This is a genomic window from Psychromonas algarum (assembly GCF_004376845.1).
Lineage (GTDB): Bacteria > Pseudomonadota > Gammaproteobacteria > Enterobacterales > Psychromonadaceae > Psychromonas.
In genome coordinates, this window is sequence record NZ_SNUW01000007.1 from 102,323 (window position 1) to 119,793 (window position 17,471).

Consider the following 17,471-nt stretch of genomic DNA (forward strand, 5'->3'; position numbering starts at 1 on the left):
ATAGATATCCTCAACTTAATTACAATTTCGATGCAGCTTGTGCATATTCAGGATTAACAAAAACACTGTAATCCGGCATTAATTCATTTATTTTATTTTCTTTTTTCAAAAATTCTGAAGTTGCTTTAAGCGATTTAGCAGCCCCACCTTCAATCCCACAACCAAGCCAACTACAAGACAATTGCTGAGTGAAGTCAGGGAACTCATAAAGTGCCAATACGCCAGCAACATCATTTACGTCAGTACCAGAAATTTTTGCAATTGATTTCGCCATAGGATAAGAAGCATCAAATGAGTCTTTGTTATCACGATATTCTTGGTCAAGATCCGCGACAATTTTCAATACTTTTGCCATAAAATCAGCATTTTCTTTACCGAATTTTTTATCAACAACTAAGCCATCAAATGTTGGTTTACCCCATGAACTTAATGTTTTAGAAGTAATTAAAACGTTACCATTTTCTTTAATTTTACCTAACACAGGATCCCAAACAAATGCGGCATCGATATCCCCTCTTTGCCATGCTGCGGCAATCGAGTTTGGTTGCATATTCATTAATTTAACTGTTTTATCAGACAGACCAAACTGCTCTAAAGCAAATAACGCATGAAAGTGAGTTGTTGATACAAATGGAACGGCAACTCGCTTACCTTTTAAGTCTGACGGAGCAATAATGCCTGAGCCATCACGTACCACCAGCGCCTCTGCATTGGCGATGTTTTCTAGCACCCATACTAATTCAATATCAATACCACGGCTCACTGCAGCAGCAATTGGACTAGAGCCAGCAGAAGCAATATCAATAGAGCCAGATGCCATTGCTGTAATAACTTTTGCGCCTGAATCGAAACGTCTCCACTTAACGTCATAACCCGTTTCTTTCTCGATTAGTTTTTCAGTGATCGCATGTTTCCAAGGATTATTCATCCCCATATAACCGATAGTGACATCCTTTGCAGCTACCGCTGATGTCATGAATAGAGCTGCTATTGCGGTCATCATTGCTTTTGGTTTACATAGCTTCATCTTAGAATTTCCTTATTTAATGTGACTTTATTGGGATAATAATTTTGTCTCCATTTAAACTACGCAATGCAAAAAATAAGATACAGAGCCAGTTTATTAAATTCATAGTCCACAATAGTTTTTAGTTTTTCCACTGGCTGACTTACTAAGTTTTCTATTTTGGCTTGAAAATTGCCTTATCTAAATGAGAGAACAATTATTTCTACATAGATATATAAACAAGATTCGCTCCAACATTTTAGGCGAGGCAAATATGGTTGATTTTTTAATAAATATTGAGTTGCATAATGGCAGTACTTATCAACAGCAAATTCGTGAAAAATTGGTCGAGTTAATCGAATCAGATACCTTTGGAGACAAGGCTTTACCGTCAGGTAGAAAAATGGCTCAACTACTTAAAGTGTCAAGAAATACTGTGGTATTAGTGTACGAAAGTTTAGTTGATGATGGTTACCTCGTCGCACGTAAGCGAAGTGGTTTTTTTGTACATCCAGACTTAGCAATGGTGCAACGCCTCCCTAGTTTAGTGCATTCAGAGTCGTTAAATCAAAGTGCAATAGATAGTGAACCAGACTGGTCAACACGATTACAAAAACAACCTAGCCAGTTTTCATCACTCAACAAAGATGAGCATTGGCTCAAGTATCCCTATCCGTTTATCTATGGACATATTGACGTTAATGAGTTCCCTCTTTATCAATGGCGAGAATGCTCTCGTATAGCAGAAAGTAAGGGAAAAGTGCATGAATGGGTCGAAGGATTTATTGGAATAGATGATCCACAATTAATCTCTCAAATTCGCCAACAAATTTTATCTAAACGAGGAATAAGTGCGCAAGATGAAGAGGTATTAATTACCCTTGGTACTCAAAACTCATTATTTTTATTAACCAGTTTATTAGCAGCACCATCAGTTACATTTGGAGTAGAGGATCCTGGTTATGCAAATTTACGACATGTTATTTCACTTTGTGAGAGTCCAATAAAACCACTTGAAGTTGATAAAATGGGCGTGAAAGTAGGAGAACAGTTAACAGGTTGTGATTACGTTTGTGTGACCCCTAGTCACCAATATCCAACAACGGTAACAATGACAATAGAACGACGTAAAGCCTTACTGGAACAAGCTAGCCGTGATGACTTTATTGTTATTGAAGATGATTATGAAAGTGAAGTTAATTTTATTGAAGAGCCATTACCCGCACTTAAAAGTTTCGACAAAAATAGTCGCGTTATTTACGTTGGTAGCTTATCAAAATCGCTAACACCAGGAATACGCATTGGTTATTTAGTAGCAAATAAAGCCTTGATCAAAGAGTTACGCACATTACGATCTTTACATTATCGCCACCCACCATCAAATAATCAACGCATTGCGGCATTATTCATTAGCCAAGGTTATTACGATAGCCATGTTCGCCGTATGCGCCGTACTTATGAGCATAAATGGTTACAAATGCAGGAAGGTATCGAACGCTATTTACCTGGATGTGAAGTACACTCAACAGCAGGAAGTTTTTGTTTTTGGATAGGTTTGCCCAAAGGTATTACCAGTCAAGCATTGCGTGAAGAAGCTGCGCAACATGGTATTTTAATCGAATCAGGTGATACTTTATTTATGCAAGAAGATGCACCTAAAAATTATATTAGACTTGGTTTTTCTGCGATTCAAAGCGATAAAATACTTGCAGGGTTAGCTATTCTTGGTGGTTTGATTGCTCAATTGGATCAATCGTCTTCTTATTACATTGAACCATTTGAGCAAAAAGTAAGTTAAAACGAGGTTATGCATTTAAATTCAAATAGCAAGCAGCATAAATGCTGCGCCCCAGTTCAATAGATAAACAGCAGATACAAACACGTGTACCAATCTAATTACGGGGCGTGGCTTTCAAGCCACCTTTTTTCAATTTCTTCCTAAATAAGCTGAATAACTTCAGCACCCACAGAGACTAACAAAAACTACTTTACAACTTGTACATACAAAAAAACATATATAAAATAATTCACATATTCAAACTCTTTATTTATGGATGCAAATTTAATGATGAAAAATAAACAGAAATTACGTGTTCTTTTTATCAGTGCAAATAACTCAATGCATTCTCAAATAGCAGAAGCTTTATTACGTTATAAAAGTGCTGAGTATTTTGATATTTATAGTGCTGATATTCATCCAACAAAAATTGATAATGATCTGCTACAAGCAATAGTAGGTTTGGGGCTTAATACTACAAAGCTTAGCTCATGGTCATTAACAGAGCTTTCGAGACAACAGTTTGATTATGTCATTACCCTGAGTGAAGAGATCACAAAGTCAGATATCAGTCGGTTTCATTGCCAACAGCAATTAGTATGGAACATCACTACTTCACAAGATAAAGCTAATCTATCTACTTTTATCACACTATTTGATGAACTTAATTCACGTATCTCAATGTTATTAATGTCTAAAAAAGAGGCTATGAATACATCAACAACTGATACGAAAATACAAATTGATCCTATCTCATTTTACAAATGCCTAACCGATGATATCCGTTTAAAAACTCTCATCTTAACGCATTATTATGGTGAACTTTGTGTTTGTGATTTGATGAGTGCCTTACAGGAAGAGAGTCAACCCAAAGTATCTCGCAATCTAGCCGTATTAAAAAAAGCGCAAATACTGAAAACAAGAAAACAAGGTCAATGGGTCTTTTACCGAATCAATGAACAACTGCCTTTATGGGTTAAATCAGTCATTGCTAAAACAGCAGAAAATAATACTCAACAAATAATTAATCCCTTACAGCAATTATCGAAAATCAAAAAAGGCACAAATAACCCCACTACTTGTTGATTAATAAGCACTAACGAATAAACAATAAAATTTAAAGAGGAATAATAATGGGTATTTTTGAGCGTTATCTATCCGTTTGGGTAGCCATCAGCATTGCTGCAGGTGTGACATTAGGTTTATGGCAGCCAGCCGCATTTCAACAAATAGCCAGTCTGGAAATTGCTCATGTTAATGTAGTCATTGCTGTATTTATTTGGGTGATGATCTATCCGATGATGGTGCAAATTGATTTTTCAGCAATCAAAGATGTTGGCAAAAATCCTAAAGGGCTTATCTTAACTGTTGTCATTAATTGGTTAATTAAACCTTTTACTATGGCTGCAATTGGTTGGTTATTCTTCCGTGTTTTCTTTGTGGATTTAGTCGCCCCTGCTTCAGCACAAGAATACATTGCCGGTATGATTTTACTAGGTGTCGCACCTTGTACTGCGATGGTATTTGTATGGTCACAATTAACAAAAGGCGATCCTAATTACACCTTGGTACAAGTATCTGTAAACGACTTGATCATGATTTTTGCATTCGCCCCTATTTCTGCATTTTTATTAGGTGTCAGTGATATTCAAGTTCCTTGGGAAACTTTATTATATTCAGTGCTTTTATACGTATTACTGCCATTAATTGCCGGCATGATCACTAGAAATATTCTGAATAAGAAAAATAGTCAGGCACTGCCTACTTTATTAGCCAAATTAAAACCTTGGTCAATGATTGGTTTATTAGCAACGGTGGCATTGTTATTTGGTTTTCAAGCAAATACGATTATTGCCGAGCCATTAACTATTTTCTTAATCGCAATTCCATTAACGTTACAAACATTTGGTATTTTTATTATTACTTATGCCATCGCAAAATGGATGAAATTGCCGCATAACATAGCTGGACCAGCAAGTTTAATTGGCACATCAAACTTCTTTGAATTAGCTGTTGCTGTTGCTATTTCATTATTTGGTTTACATTCTGGAGCAGCATTAGCAACTGTGGTTGGTGTATTAGTAGAAGTCCCTATTATGCTGGCATTAGTTGCGATTATTAACCGAACACCACATTGGTTTAATAACAAAGCAATTAATTAAGAGGCAAATAATTAACAGGCAAGTTAATCCCATTTAACGAGTATTAAATGGGATTAATGTATAAAAATAGTTTATTGCTTAACAACTTTAAGTGGGTTCCAAGCCTGTGACGTAGGCATTACCTCTAAGCTATTGATATTGATATGCGCAGGTTGTTCTGCAATCCAAAATATAATATTAGCAATATCCTCAGGTTGTATTGCATTAGTACCATCGTAAATTTGCGCATACTTTTCTTGATCACCATTAAATCTAACTAAACTAAATTCACTTTCAGCTAACCCCGGCTCTAAACTAGTAACTCTTATTCCCGTCCCCGCAAAATCGCTACGTAAGTTTCTTGAGAACTGAGCAACAAAAGCTTTACTTGCACCATAAACATGGCTGCCAGGATAGGGCCAGTTAGCCGCAATACTGGCTAAATTGATAATACTTGCCGTTTTTTGTTCGCGTAGAATAGGTAATAAACTATGAGTAATGTTAACTAAACCAGTTACGTTAGTATCAATCATTGTATGCCAATCTTTCAATGAAGCTTGGTCTGCAGGTTCTGCTCCTAATGCCAAACCAGCATTATTAACAAGTATACCTATTTGCTTAAAATCATTAGGAATCGCTTGTACAAACTCACTCACAGCATCACTATTTCTTACATCCAATGAGTAATAAAAAACCTGAGTAAGCTTGGATAATTCCTCACAAAGAGTTTGTAAACGTTCTTCTCTACGTCCCGTGATAATCAGTGGATAACCATGTGCAGCAAACTTTTGTGCCGTTGCTAAACCAAATCCAGATGTTGCTCCTGTGATTAAAACCACAGGAAGTTGATTTGCAGTCATATTACCTTCCTTAATAAAGATCATTTTATCGATGTAAAAATAGTAATCGCTTTAATTAACTAGTCTGATTTTTCTTAATTTACGTTTTTCAATATATTGCCCCAATGAAGCGCCACCAATGATCAATAATAAGGTCACTAAATGAATAGGTTTTAAAGTAACCTCAGAAATAAATATAGCCATCCAGATAACTGATAATAATGGAGCTAAATAAGCTAATGCACCAATGACTCTAGTGTCACCATGGCGTATAGCATAATCCCAAGTATAAAAACTCAACCCCATTGGCCCAAGCCCCAGCAAGGCAATAATAAAAAAGTCATAACTTGAAGGGATCACAGTTTGAATATCAGCAGTCAAAGCATAGCTACTTAACGCTAATATTCCTGATATTAAACAGAATCCAGCAACCGCGGACATTGGCATTTGTTTATAACTACGATTTGATAACGTATAAAAAGCCCATAATAAAGCAGCAATAAAAGCTTCTGTATAACCCAACAAATCAGCATGATTAAATACAACGGGTTCTTGAGATAACATTAATATGATCCCACTAAAACCTAACAGTGCGCCTAGCACATGACCAAAATTAAGACGTGACTGTGTGAATAATGGTGTACCTAATACAATAAATAATGGCCATAAATATTGGATCATATTTACGCTCATTCCAGGCGCTCGAGAGAAAGCATCAAAAAGTAAAAAATGATAACCAAACATACCTAATACTGCACTTGCCCATACTTTCCGAGGAAGTTGCCACTCACGCCAATGTTTTAATCCGGGTATAGATGCAAACACTAAAACAAGACCAACAGAAAGTAACGAAGGAATATGATTAATAGATATGGTTAAAGTCGCTAAAGAAGACCACATTAATATGGTTAATAATGCACTGATAGTTGCTTTATTCATGCCATCCTTTGCTGCCACTTCATAGAAGTTAAAAGATATGTTTTATATAAGATTGAATATCTTATCATCACAATTTAAATAAACACTAAAATATCAATACTTACGCAGTTCAATTTTTTTAGTAAAAAGTATTAGAATATGAGTGATTACCTTACTGTTCAATCATCAGTTTAATAAAATTGTCTTTAACAGCTCTCTTTTTAAAAAAGATCTAATAATTTTTCATACCCCTTATTAAATACTTTATTGCAAAAAAAAAACAAATCCGATACCATTCTCAAAAAAATAACGATAATAATTATCATTAAGCTTAAGGTGGTATTAATTTAACATTAATGATAATTACTACCATTTACTTGATATACATCTTTACTCTTTTCTAATATAAAAACGTTGATAAAATGAAATCGAATAATCTTATAAAAAATACAACAGCTAGTGTGTTAACGATTAGCTTACTTGCTTCAGCTACTGTTTACGCAGATCAAGAAGACAATCAAACCTACTCTCTTGAGACTGTTTCAGTCCTCGGTCAAACCTATCGTAATACAGCGACAAAAACCTCATTAGAAGTAGAAGAAACACCACAAGCAATTAATGTTGTTGATTCTGAGCAATTAGAAGAACGAAGTGTTAAATCACTTAACCAAGCATTACGTTACACTCCTGGTGTAACAACTGAGCAAAAAGGTGCTTCGGTTACTATGTACGATACCTTTAATATTCGAGGCTTCAACGCAAAGCAAAGTTATTATGATGGATTGGCATTACAATCATTAACTGGATGGAACCTACAACCACAAATTGATCCTATTGCGATTCAACAAGTAGAAGTATTTAAAGGGCCAACATCTGTTTTATATGGTGCAATGCCTCCAGGTGGTATGGTTAATATGATTGCAAAATCACCACAATCAGAAAGCAAAACAGATCTCGGTGTAGCAACAGGTAGCCGCAACTTACAACAAGCTTCTATCGATTCAACAGGTCAAATAGGCGAAAGTAATGTCGACTACCGTTTTATTGGTCTTGCAAGAAAACAAGATGGGCAGGTTAACGGCACAGAAGAAGAACGTTATGTCATTGCACCTTCTTTAAATTGGCATATCAACGACAATACATTATTAAATGTAAGCTTATATTATCAAAATGATCCAGCAATGGGGATGAATTCAGCAATGCCAGCATCAGGCATGTTGGTAGATAACCCTAACGGCAATACTAATCCAAATACATCTGTAGGTGATAAAAATTGGAGCTCATTTGAGCGAGAAGTTTTTCTTGTTGGTTATAAATTTGAACATTCATTCAATAATAATGTAACTTTTTTACAAAATTTCCGTTATATGAAAGCCGATCTAGAGCAGAAAAATACCTATCACGTAGCAAGTAATTTTGATGCAACAACGGGTAATTTAGATCGTAATATTTATGATACAAGTGAAAGTTCTGAAGGTATTGTTATTGATAACCAATTATCGGTAAAAGTAAATACAGGTATTATTGAACATAATTTATTGTTTGGCCTTGATTATCAAAAATTAGATGGGGACTCGGCATACAACGAATATGGTACCACTAGCCAATTTAGTACATTTAATATATTTACCCCTAATAACAACATGATCGACCCTTCTCAACTTTCCGCAACCTATAGCGGAAAAGATAAAGTGACACTTGAACAAGTTGGTGCCTACTTCCAAGATCAAATTCGTTTAAATAACTGGGTGCTGATTGGTGGTGGACGTTTTGATAAATTCAAATCAAGCAGTGATTATTCTGATAATTATGCCAATACATATTCAGAAGCTGATCAATCTAAATTCTCTTACCGTGTTGGAGGACTTTATCAGTTTGATAATGGCGTATCTCCTTTTGTAAGTTACGCAACAAGTTTTGAACCGACATCAAGTACAGCAGGACAAAATTACGAACCAGAATTAGGTCAACAAATTGAACTAGGTGTGAAATATATGGCACCAGACATGTCTAAATCAGGAACGATTTCTGCATTTAACATTGTCAAAAGTGATGCTTTAATGGCTGACCCAACTAATCCATGGGGTAATAAGTTACAAGTAGGTGAAGTCACATCTCGTGGTATAGAGCTTGAAGGTCAGTGGTACTTAACAGACTCTTTAGATGTTACCGCAAACTATACTTACCTAGATGTAGAAATAACAGAAGATAGTACAAATGGTCTACAAGGTACAACACCTATCTACGTGCCTAAAAATGCAGCAAATTTATGGGCAAACTACCTTATTTATGATGGTGTACTTGGTGGAACAAGAGCGAGTACAGGTGTACGTTATGTAGGTGAAATGGAGATGGATGCAACGAATACACAGGGGAAAGTTCCTGATTATACTGTGGTTGATCTTTCTTTTGGATATGACTTTGCTTACTTAACAAATTCAATGAGTGGCATGACAGCAAATCTAAGTATTAACAATTTATTTAATACAGAATCTTATACCTGTTATGACGAATTTAACTGTTGGTACGGCGCTGAGCGTAGCGCAGAACTTGCACTTAATTATAGCTTCTAAAGATTTGGTGGCTTATGCCGCCTTCTTGGATAACTAATGCAATATATTTCTGATAATAAGCAAAATCTCACACCTATTCTTGATTTGTGTAGACACGCTATACCTTATCTTGATGGTAAGTTTGAAAGTGATGAGATGACGCTTATTAACAATACAAGCGATATCAATGAATTAGAATCATCGGCAGATTGGCTTATAGGAAATGATCGAGATCGTTTAACAATACAAGCGTTAAGAAATGATCTAGAGGGTGAATTTCCTAAAGCTGGTCATGCTTATTTTATCGCTCGCAGTTGGCAATTATTATGCTGGCAACCTATAAATATCGCCTTTATCTCTATTTATGGGCTCAAACAACTTCCTGATTTCAGTAGTTTTAAACAACAGAGACAACACAACTCCATTTTTGGTTTTACCTTTAAAAGTAATGCCATTGCTACAGGGGAAGTTGAACAATTAATTCCACTTGCTTCTGCACAACTACAGCCATTATTTGAACATTACCGTGTGCAATTGGATTCTTTATGGCGTTGCCGTCCTGGTTACGTACAGCGTTTTATTGTCGACTGGATACTAAGTAATTTACTAAAAGTACGCCATTTACTGCCTGAATTTAATGATCAAAATATACTAGATCATGCTCGATTATGGGTTAAAGGAATGGGCCTACCAGAAAAACATATCAAGTCATCATTAGTGATCAAAGAACAAAGCCCAATTTCACATATTCGAAGTAGTTGCTGCCTTGCTTATAAAGTGAATGACAGACTTTGTTCAAACTGCCCTAAGTTACATAAATAACAATAATAATAATAATAAGATATTTTAAAATCATGACAATTAAATCAAAAAGAGCGAAATCACCTATTAGTTTAACGACTGAGGCACTTGTTGTTGGATATGACAAAGCAATTGTGAAAGATGTTGATCTTGCTATTGAAGCTGGAAAGATGAGTGTATTAATTGGCTCTAATGGTTGTGGAAAATCTACTCTGTTAAAATGCTTAGCTCGAGTACTTAAACCAATGAGCGGACAAGTATTACTCAATCAACAATCTATTCATACTCTACCCGCCAAACAAGTAGCTAAAACCATGGCTCTGTTGCCGCAAGGCCCTATTGCACCAGAAGGTTTATCTGTTAAAGAATTAGTTGCACAAGGAAGATACCCACATCAAAGTTTTTTTAAACAGTGGAGCATTGAAGATGAAGCTGCAGTCACTGAAGCGATGCAAATGGCAAATATCGAAGAACTTGCAGACTTAGCAATCACAGATTTATCGGGTGGACAAAGACAACGTTGCTGGATAGCGATGGTATTAGCACAACAAACCGATATTATTTTACTTGATGAACCTACCACTTATTTAGATCTTAAAGTGCAAGTTGACCTATTAGAATTATTACGTGACATGGCACATCAACATCAGCGAACATTAGTCATTGTTTTACATGAGTTAAATCTAGCTGCGACTTATGCGGATCAATTGATCATGATGAAAAATGGTGAAATATATGCACAAGGCACACCCCAACAAGTATTTAATGCAAACAATCTAAAAGCAGTATTTGGACTTTCAGCAAAAGTGATAAAAGACCTTGAGTCTAACTCACTCATTTGCGTACCTAGTAATACAAGTAACAATGTAAGTAATAATGAAAACAATAAGGCGGGACTATGAAACGCCAGAAATGGTTAAGTTACACTGGCATTATGATCATGCTGGTACTGCTTACCCTTACCTTTATTTGGCATTTATCCATCGGTACAAAAACGATCCCTATTAGTGACTTAATACATTCTTTTTATGCCTATGACGAAAGTAACTTTAATCATTTAATTATTCAGGAGTTACGCTTTCCTCGTGCTCTTATTGCTGCTTGTGTGGGGGCTTGTTTAGCCGTTGCCGGTGCTTTGATGCAAGGTGTAACACGTAATCCATTAGCGGATCCTGGTTTATTAGGCATGATGACAGGCGGTGCTCTCGCTGTGGTTTATTGGTCAACTTTTGTGGATGTAGATTCATTAGTTTGGTTACCTTTAATCGCTGCTATTGGTTCATTAGTAAGCGCAATGATTGTTTGGAGTATCGCATCTCGAGCACCTGGCGGCCTGACCTCACTTAACTTGATATTGGCTGGATCTGCATTTACTGCTTTTTCAGCCGCTTTGCTGGCTATCCACCATTTAATTGATCAACAAACTTTTGAAGAAATGCGTACTTGGTTAGTAGGTTCATTATTAGCAAGTAATATTGATATTTTTTACTGGTGTCTTCCATGGATAGTTATCGGTTTATTAGCCGCTATCATACTTGCTCCTAGTGTTACTGCATTATCAATGGGTGAGGAAGTTGCGACTGGTTTAGGTATCAATATCAAAAAACGTAAATGGCAATTATTGATCTGCGTGGTGATATTAACTTCTGTTTCCATTGCCCTTGCTGGCCCATTAGGTTTTATTGGCTTAGTCATTCCACATGTTGTGCGTTTTTTTGTGGGCGCAGATTATCGTTGGATAATACCTTACTGTATCTTGTTAGGCGCTATTTACCTCTTGTTCATTGATAGTATTGCAAGATGGATAATTCAGCCACAAGAAGTCGCAACAGGATTAATCACTGTCTTAATTGGTGCACCGTTATTTGTTTTATTAGTTAAAATGAAGGTGCGTTAATGTTATTTACTTTGCGTTTATTCAAACAAGGCTTATCACTGCAGTTTGTTACCTTAGCAGTGTTATGGTGCTTTATTCTCCTAGCCATATTATTTATAACATTGGCAGTTAGTGCTACGACTGGAAGCTATCCTCTTTCTTTACATGACAGTGTTTCCACCCTACTTGGACAAAATCAATGGCTGATAGATTCACAAGCAAGCTTAATTGTTTGGGAATTTAGATTACCAAGAAGTTTGGTAGCAATTCTAAGTGGTGCCTTATTTGGATTATCAGGGGCACTATTACAAAATATGACACGTAATCCATTAGCAGATCCAAGCTTAGTTGGCATAAGCCAAGGTGCTGCATTAGCAGTGGTTATCTTAACGATTGTCTTCCCTGAATATATTGATACTTGGCGTGAAATAGCAGCATTTTCAGGTGCTATTTTTGTCGCTATGATTATTCAATTATTACGAGGTAAAGGTCACCCTCTTAAATTTATTTTACTAGGAATTGGTGTTGCAGCTTTTATCAGTGCCATTATATCAACCTTGCTTACCTACGGGGATATTCAATCTGCGATGGATGCCCTTTCATGGCTTGCAGGTAGTGTGCATTCAGCTAGTTGGCATGACGTTAGCATTTTAAGCATTGCTCTTTTTATAGTCTGTTGTATTGCACTTTATCAAGCAAGAACAATGTCGGTTATTGGCTTGGGTGATGAAGTGGCAATTGGTTTAGGTACAAATCTAAAAAAAGTAATGCTTATACAACTTACGCTCTCTGTTGCAGCGGCAGCTATTGCAACAGCAGTGGTTGGCCCAATTGGTTTTATCGGTCTACTAGCACCACATCTAGCACGTAATATTGTCCGTAGTGGCCCAGCTAATCACTTAATATTAACTGCATTAGTTGGTGCACTTTTAGTTTTAGTTGCAGATATTATTGGGAAAACTGTCTTTGCTCCAACACAACTTGCAGCAGGCTTAGTTACCTCATTAATTGGCGCACCATTATTTGCTTACTTATTAATAAAAAACAATCATAAATAATAATGAAAAAGAGAAAATAAAATGAAATGGATATTAGGTTTTTTCACCTTATGGATAAGCAGTTATGCATTGGCTTTTCCAATTAATATTGAACATAAATATGGAACATTAACCATTGAGCAAAAACCTCTACGAGTAGTCTCTGTTGGTTTCAGTGATCAAGATGATATTCTCTCATTTGGTATCAAACCTATTGCGATCCGTGATTGGTATGGTAATCAACCCTACGGTGTCTGGCCTTGGGCACAAAAAAAATTAGGCGATAGCAAACCATTATTACTGGATCCCAACCTACTAGATTATGAAGCAATCGCAGCGTTAAAACCTGACTTAATTATTGGTCTTTCAGCGGGCATGAATAAAAAGGAATATCAAAAACTGAATGCGATTGCACCTACATTAGCGCAACCACAAGGCTATAGTAATTGGACAATTCCTTGGAATGTCCGCCATCTGCTCATAGGGCAAGCTTTAGGTTTTACAGAACAAGCAAAAGCACATATACAGTCATTACAAAATAGAATAGAAACTGTAAAAAAAGAACATCCTGAATTTAAAGGAAAAACAGCAGCAGTTGCTTTTTATTACAACAAGCAACCAGGGGCTTATGCGAGTAAAGATTTACGCTCACAATTTTTAATTGATCTTGGATTTGTTATCCCAAATGAAATAGACCAACTCGCGGGCGATGCTTTTTATGCTTCTTTTAGTGAAGAAAGATTAGATCTTTTAAATAATGATATTGTGGTTTGGTTAGCTTCTGAAAAAAGTATTAATCAAGCAAGCACTGCTGTATTCCGTACTCGTATGCCATTTTATAAAAACAAAAAAGAATATTTTACCGGTGATATTGTAGGAGGGGCATTCTCATTATTTAACTACCTTTCTATTCAGTATTTATTAGATGAAATGGTGCCGGAATTATCTAAAATAACTAAAACAGAATAAAGCTAAAATTCGCAGGCTAATATTATTTATTACCCTGCGAATAACATTAAGCTATGTTAATGACTCTCTAATATTTTATCTGCCTGACGTTGCTCTCGTAATAAACGGACAATGGTAACCAGGTTAATGCTAATCAGCGTTGCTTCTAATAAAGTGCCACCAATTGAACCAATCAAAATATTATTAGTTAACCAACACATTGCCCCCAGTATAAATGCAATCCGCATTGGAATACCTTTTAATACAAAAACGGCATAAGTTCCAATCATCACACCAAATATTGACCACATATCCCAGATGCTGTCAGCTAAATATAAACCACTCGCTAACCCCACAAGAATAAAAAATGCAGCCACTCTTTTTGATGAAACATAAATAGCCGTTCCCGTACGAACAGCAGAAAGTAATGCACTCATTGCAGAAACAATAGAGCCCATTAAGATGAAGTGCAGTAAGTGATTCACATTAAAAATCAACATAACGATTTTCAGTTTTTTATCGTCTTTTTGATAAAAGGCATATACACCAAGTGCATAACTCACAAAACCTAATGTTTGTGCGATCACGTGTTGATCAATCATATTGTACTCAATTTTTAAAGGTCACAGGCAACGCCTACTATCGAGCTAGCCAACCACCATCAACTGCAATTGTATAACCATTAATATAATCAGCGGCTTTAGAAGCTAAGAAAACACAAGGACCAGCAATATCTTCAGAAGTCCCCCAACGTCCAGCTGGAATGCGTTCAAGAATTGCCGAATTACGCTCTTCATCTGCTCTTAAAGCAGTCGTATTATTAGTGGCCATATAACCAGGAGCAATCGCATTAACATTAATATTAAATTTAGCCCACTCATTTGCCATCGCCCGGGTGATCCCCATGACAGCACTTTTTGACGCAGTGTAAGACGGTACGCGGATACCACCTTGGAATGACAGCATAGAAGCGATATTAATAATTTTTCCACCATCACCTTGAGCAATAAATTGTTTTGCAACAGCTTGTGACATAAAGAAAACAGTTTTACTATTTACGTTCATTACGTCATCCCAATTTTCTTCAGAAAATTCAAGCGCATCTTCACGGCGAATGATCCCAGCGTTGTTGACTAAAATATCAATTCTCCCAAAAGTAGATACTGTTTGTTCAATAATATGAGGAATATCATCTTGCTTGCTAAGGTCTGCACGTACTGCTAAAAATTGATGTCCAGCAGCTTTCATTTTTTCCATTGTTTCAGTTGGTTCTCTGCGATTTATGCCAACAACTTTGCAGCCTGCTTCAGCTAAACCAAGTGCCATTGCTTGCCCTAAACCAGTGTTACAACCTGTCACGATAGCAACTTTATCCTGTAAATTTAAAGAATCTAAAATCATATAAGCACCCCTATAAAATGTAGTTTATTTTTGATTTACCCAGATTAACTGATTATAAAAATGAATATAACAGCCTAGTAGACATATTCACTAAGCAGCCACCTCAGTTACATTTTAAAAGTATCCTTTAGATAAAGACATCATCAGCTAAATAAACTTTTTACGAAAATATAACCTGTGCATCAGCATAAGAAATATCTATGCTTTGTATTTTATTGTGACGTGTTATTTGCAAACTAACGCCATTCTCACGCCACACTAAATTAGCAACAGAAAGTGCTAAATCAGCACTTAAATTATGTACCATTGCTACTTTTAATGTTTCTTGATGAGAGCGAACAATCGAATAAGCAAGGTCACTCACTGCGGGATTATCTGGGGCATAGCCCGATAATAATTCAACCTCATGATCTACAAACAATTGTTGCTTAAATGATTCTTGCCCCTCAATTTCATAAGTTAATAAATGATGTTGATGAATTGTTTTACTATGAGTACCAGTCATACGAGCAAGTGCACCAAGCATTGGGTTATCACATTCATTTTCTTTGTTCAGACCTGAATGCACGCCTCGAATATGCCATATAAGATCTAATGCTTTAAGGTGAGGGTTATTAATATGATTAAATTCAATTGCTACATCACCTAACCATAAAATCTGACGACGAAAGTAAATATCTCGATACGCATCTTCATCCCACTGCACTATCGTATGACTATCAACGATTGGCAATTTTCCACACCAATCAGTTTGTACATCTAACCAAGTAAATTCAGCTTGTTTCTTAAAGTGATTAACTGATGGCTTTGAAGGGGGTTGATTTCCTTGCTCAACCGCTAAAGTATTATGTGTCAGCGTATTTTTGTAATAACCATAATGCAATTCTGCACCATAACCTGTCGTGCCCAAGTCTGGTAATATCTCTTTACCATTGCGGCAAATAATTAACCCTAAGCGGTCATAATGGTCATGCTCTCCACCATAAGTTGAGTGTTTCACTAGCAACATATTTTCATTACTGGATTCATGCATAATAGTGATCCCAGTTTGCTCTGCATGTATTGAATGGCAACGTAATTGCTCTGCATCAGGTAAAAAATCAGCTCCATATAATAATGCTTCAATATTATTTCTGTCTGAGTTTAAATAAATATTTTTTAATGCTGAAGCAAACAAAGGATCTTTAAATTCTCGATATGCAAATTCAAAAAGGTGGTTGTGTGATAGTTTTTCTTGACCTGCAATACAGTCATTTAAACGCGGGAAGTCCCCTGTATTACTTAGTAATTTTAAAGGGAAAGCTAACATTCTATAAAAATTTGGATGCAACAATAACGAATGCTCTGTTTTACATGCCATTTTTTCAAAGTTCAGCAATGCTTGCAGCGCATAATAATGGTAATGAATTGAGCCTTCAAACCATAGTCCCTCACCCTTCACGCCATGCTCTAATTGATACTTCAGGCCATATTGCGTGTTTACAGCAAAATCAATAAAACCTTGTTCATTAAGAATTAAACCTATTACACCAATGGTTGCGGATATTTTCATCTCATGATTATGTAACTGGTCACTACGATGACGCATTAAAAATTCAGCTCCCTCCTTTAATAAACGCTGCTCAATATAATATTGCTCAGATGAGGTTAATTGTTCTTTAATGAAGTCATAACCTCTTGCAAAGTCAATATTACAATTTGCTTCACACAGTGTTTGTGAGTTTGCTTTACCAGGACCGTTGTAAGGAATGCCACCATGCTCTTCATAGTCAGGATAAAACTCAGCATATCCCAGCAAAATTTCCTTCACTTTATTTAAGTACTGTTTTTCCTGTGTAATTTGCCACAACAAACCAAGATCATTACAAGCTTTTGCATTTAAACCATTTAGTCCACGCCACCAAGCACCATTATAAGGTTCGCCAGTTAATATCGCACCATCAGCAGGACAAACATGTTCAGTGGGTTTATTTCTATCCCAAATTAAACGCACGCCATGTTCCGGACAAAAATAATATAAATTCCATGTTGCTCGTGCATCGGGAGGCACTAACGTGTCTGACGTTAATACCACTTTATTATCATCAATAATTTGTTCTAGTAGTGAGTGGCTTGCTTTCTGGCGAATAGCCGCCATTTCTTGGGTAGTAAATTGCAACATAAAAGGCACCTATA

General features: G+C 36.2%; 15 protein-coding genes. 9 read left to right on the plus strand and 6 right to left on the minus strand.

All coding sequences use genetic code 11. The annotated features are described in order from the left end of the window. Positions 1-19: 19 nt before the first annotated feature. A complete protein-coding gene (tauA, locus tag E2R68_RS08090; RefSeq protein WP_134277186.1) occupies positions 20-1,027 on the minus strand; it encodes a taurine ABC transporter substrate-binding protein in 1,008 nt (335 codons plus the stop codon). Positions 1,028-1,280: 253 nt separating this feature from the next. On the opposite strand from tauA, the gene pdxR reads away from it, so the two are divergent. The 3 genes from pdxR (at position 1,281) to arsB (ending at position 4,945) form a co-directional block, all read left to right on the plus strand. Continuing rightward, positions 1,281-2,804, plus strand: a complete 1,524-nt coding sequence (gene pdxR, locus E2R68_RS08095; RefSeq protein WP_134277187.1) for a MocR-like pyridoxine biosynthesis transcription factor PdxR — start codon at positions 1,281-1,283, stop codon at positions 2,802-2,804. 267 nt (positions 2,805-3,071) lie between these two features. Continuing rightward, a complete protein-coding gene (locus tag E2R68_RS08100) occupies positions 3,072-3,869 on the plus strand; it encodes a metalloregulator ArsR/SmtB family transcription factor (protein WP_243834632.1) in 798 nt (265 codons plus the stop codon). Between the two features lie 47 nt (positions 3,870-3,916). Then, positions 3,917-4,945 carry an ACR3 family arsenite efflux transporter gene (gene arsB / locus E2R68_RS08105; protein ID WP_134277188.1) on the plus strand — a complete coding sequence of 343 codons (1,029 nt, stop codon included), beginning with the start codon at positions 3,917-3,919 and terminating at the stop codon, positions 4,943-4,945. Positions 4,946-5,016: 71 nt separating this feature from the next. Here the strand turns inward: arsB and E2R68_RS08110 are convergent, their stop codons facing one another. Continuing rightward, positions 5,017-5,784 carry an SDR family NAD(P)-dependent oxidoreductase gene (locus E2R68_RS08110; RefSeq protein ID WP_134277189.1) on the minus strand — a complete coding sequence of 256 codons (768 nt, stop codon included), beginning with the start codon at positions 5,782-5,784 and terminating at the stop codon, positions 5,017-5,019. Between the two features lie 51 nt (positions 5,785-5,835). Further along, on the minus strand, positions 5,836-6,702 hold the full coding sequence (locus E2R68_RS08115; protein ID WP_134277190.1) for a DMT family transporter: 867 nt from the start codon (positions 6,700-6,702) through the stop codon (positions 5,836-5,838). 401 nt (positions 6,703-7,103) lie between these two features. On the opposite strand from E2R68_RS08115, the gene E2R68_RS08120 reads away from it, so the two are divergent. The 6 genes from E2R68_RS08120 to E2R68_RS08145 are packed head-to-tail and all read left to right on the plus strand — an operon-like array spanning position 7,104 to position 13,916. Then, positions 7,104-9,254, plus strand: a complete 2,151-nt coding sequence (locus E2R68_RS08120) for a TonB-dependent siderophore receptor (protein ID WP_134277191.1) — start codon at positions 7,104-7,106, stop codon at positions 9,252-9,254. A 36-nt stretch (positions 9,255-9,290) separates the two neighbouring features. Continuing rightward, a complete protein-coding gene (locus tag E2R68_RS08125) occupies positions 9,291-10,055 on the plus strand; it encodes a siderophore ferric iron reductase (protein ID WP_134277192.1) in 765 nt (254 codons plus the stop codon). 32 nt (positions 10,056-10,087) lie between these two features. After that, positions 10,088-10,936, plus strand: a complete 849-nt coding sequence (locus tag E2R68_RS08130) for an ABC transporter ATP-binding protein (protein ID WP_134277193.1) — start codon at positions 10,088-10,090, stop codon at positions 10,934-10,936. Continuing rightward, complete coding sequence (locus tag E2R68_RS08135; protein ID WP_134277194.1) at positions 10,933-11,931, plus strand: FecCD family ABC transporter permease; 999 nt, start codon at positions 10,933-10,935, stop codon at positions 11,929-11,931. The genes E2R68_RS08130 and E2R68_RS08135 overlap by 4 nt, the downstream gene beginning before the upstream one ends. Continuing rightward, positions 11,931-12,968 carry a FecCD family ABC transporter permease gene (locus E2R68_RS08140; protein ID WP_134277195.1) on the plus strand — a complete coding sequence of 346 codons (1,038 nt, stop codon included), beginning with the start codon at positions 11,931-11,933 and terminating at the stop codon, positions 12,966-12,968. The genes E2R68_RS08135 and E2R68_RS08140 overlap by 1 nt, the downstream gene beginning before the upstream one ends. Positions 12,969-12,989: 21 nt before the next feature. After that, positions 12,990-13,916, plus strand: coding sequence for an iron-siderophore ABC transporter substrate-binding protein (locus E2R68_RS08145; protein ID WP_134277196.1), 927 nt, complete (start codon positions 12,990-12,992; stop codon positions 13,914-13,916). Positions 13,917-13,972: 56 nt separating this feature from the next. Here the strand turns inward: E2R68_RS08145 and E2R68_RS08150 are convergent, their stop codons facing one another. The 3 genes from E2R68_RS08150 to E2R68_RS08160 all read right to left on the minus strand — a co-directional run bounded on the left by E2R68_RS08150 (position 13,973) and on the right by E2R68_RS08160 (position 17,457). Further along, on the minus strand, positions 13,973-14,497 hold the full coding sequence (locus E2R68_RS08150; RefSeq protein ID WP_134277197.1) for a YgjV family protein: 525 nt from the start codon (positions 14,495-14,497) through the stop codon (positions 13,973-13,975). A 37-nt stretch (positions 14,498-14,534) separates the two neighbouring features. Beyond that, positions 14,535-15,296, minus strand: a complete 762-nt coding sequence (kduD, locus tag E2R68_RS08155; RefSeq protein WP_134277198.1) for a 2-dehydro-3-deoxy-D-gluconate 5-dehydrogenase KduD — start codon at positions 15,294-15,296, stop codon at positions 14,535-14,537. A 160-nt stretch (positions 15,297-15,456) separates the two neighbouring features. Next, on the minus strand, positions 15,457-17,457 hold the full coding sequence (locus E2R68_RS08160; RefSeq protein ID WP_134277199.1) for a heparinase II/III domain-containing protein: 2,001 nt from the start codon (positions 17,455-17,457) through the stop codon (positions 15,457-15,459). Positions 17,458-17,471 lie beyond the last annotated feature (14 nt).

Coding starts and splice junctions, on each gene's coding strand:
- arsB (WP_134277188.1), top strand. CDS start 3,917: ATGGGTATTTTTGAGCGTTATCTATCCGTTTGGGTAGCCATCAGCATT.
- E2R68_RS08160 (WP_134277199.1), bottom strand. CDS start 17,457: ATGTTGCAATTTACTACCCAAGAAATGGCGGCTATTCGCCAGAAAGCA.
- E2R68_RS08135 (WP_134277194.1), top strand. CDS start 10,933: ATGAAACGCCAGAAATGGTTAAGTTACACTGGCATTATGATCATGCTG.
- E2R68_RS08140 (WP_134277195.1), top strand. CDS start 11,931: ATGTTATTTACTTTGCGTTTATTCAAACAAGGCTTATCACTGCAGTTT.
- kduD (WP_134277198.1), bottom strand. CDS start 15,296: ATGATTTTAGATTCTTTAAATTTACAGGATAAAGTTGCTATCGTGACA.
- E2R68_RS08120 (WP_134277191.1), top strand. CDS start 7,104: ATGAAATCGAATAATCTTATAAAAAATACAACAGCTAGTGTGTTAACG.
- E2R68_RS08100 (WP_243834632.1), top strand. CDS start 3,072: ATGATGAAAAATAAACAGAAATTACGTGTTCTTTTTATCAGTGCAAAT.
- E2R68_RS08125 (WP_134277192.1), top strand. CDS start 9,291: ATGCAATATATTTCTGATAATAAGCAAAATCTCACACCTATTCTTGAT.
- E2R68_RS08145 (WP_134277196.1), top strand. CDS start 12,990: ATGAAATGGATATTAGGTTTTTTCACCTTATGGATAAGCAGTTATGCA.
- E2R68_RS08115 (WP_134277190.1), bottom strand. CDS start 6,702: ATGAATAAAGCAACTATCAGTGCATTATTAACCATATTAATGTGGTCT.
- E2R68_RS08150 (WP_134277197.1), bottom strand. CDS start 14,497: ATGATTGATCAACACGTGATCGCACAAACATTAGGTTTTGTGAGTTAT.
- E2R68_RS08130 (WP_134277193.1), top strand. CDS start 10,088: ATGACAATTAAATCAAAAAGAGCGAAATCACCTATTAGTTTAACGACT.
- E2R68_RS08110 (WP_134277189.1), bottom strand. CDS start 5,784: ATGACTGCAAATCAACTTCCTGTGGTTTTAATCACAGGAGCAACATCT.
- tauA (WP_134277186.1), bottom strand. CDS start 1,027: ATGAAGCTATGTAAACCAAAAGCAATGATGACCGCAATAGCAGCTCTA.
- pdxR (WP_134277187.1), top strand. CDS start 1,281: ATGGTTGATTTTTTAATAAATATTGAGTTGCATAATGGCAGTACTTAT.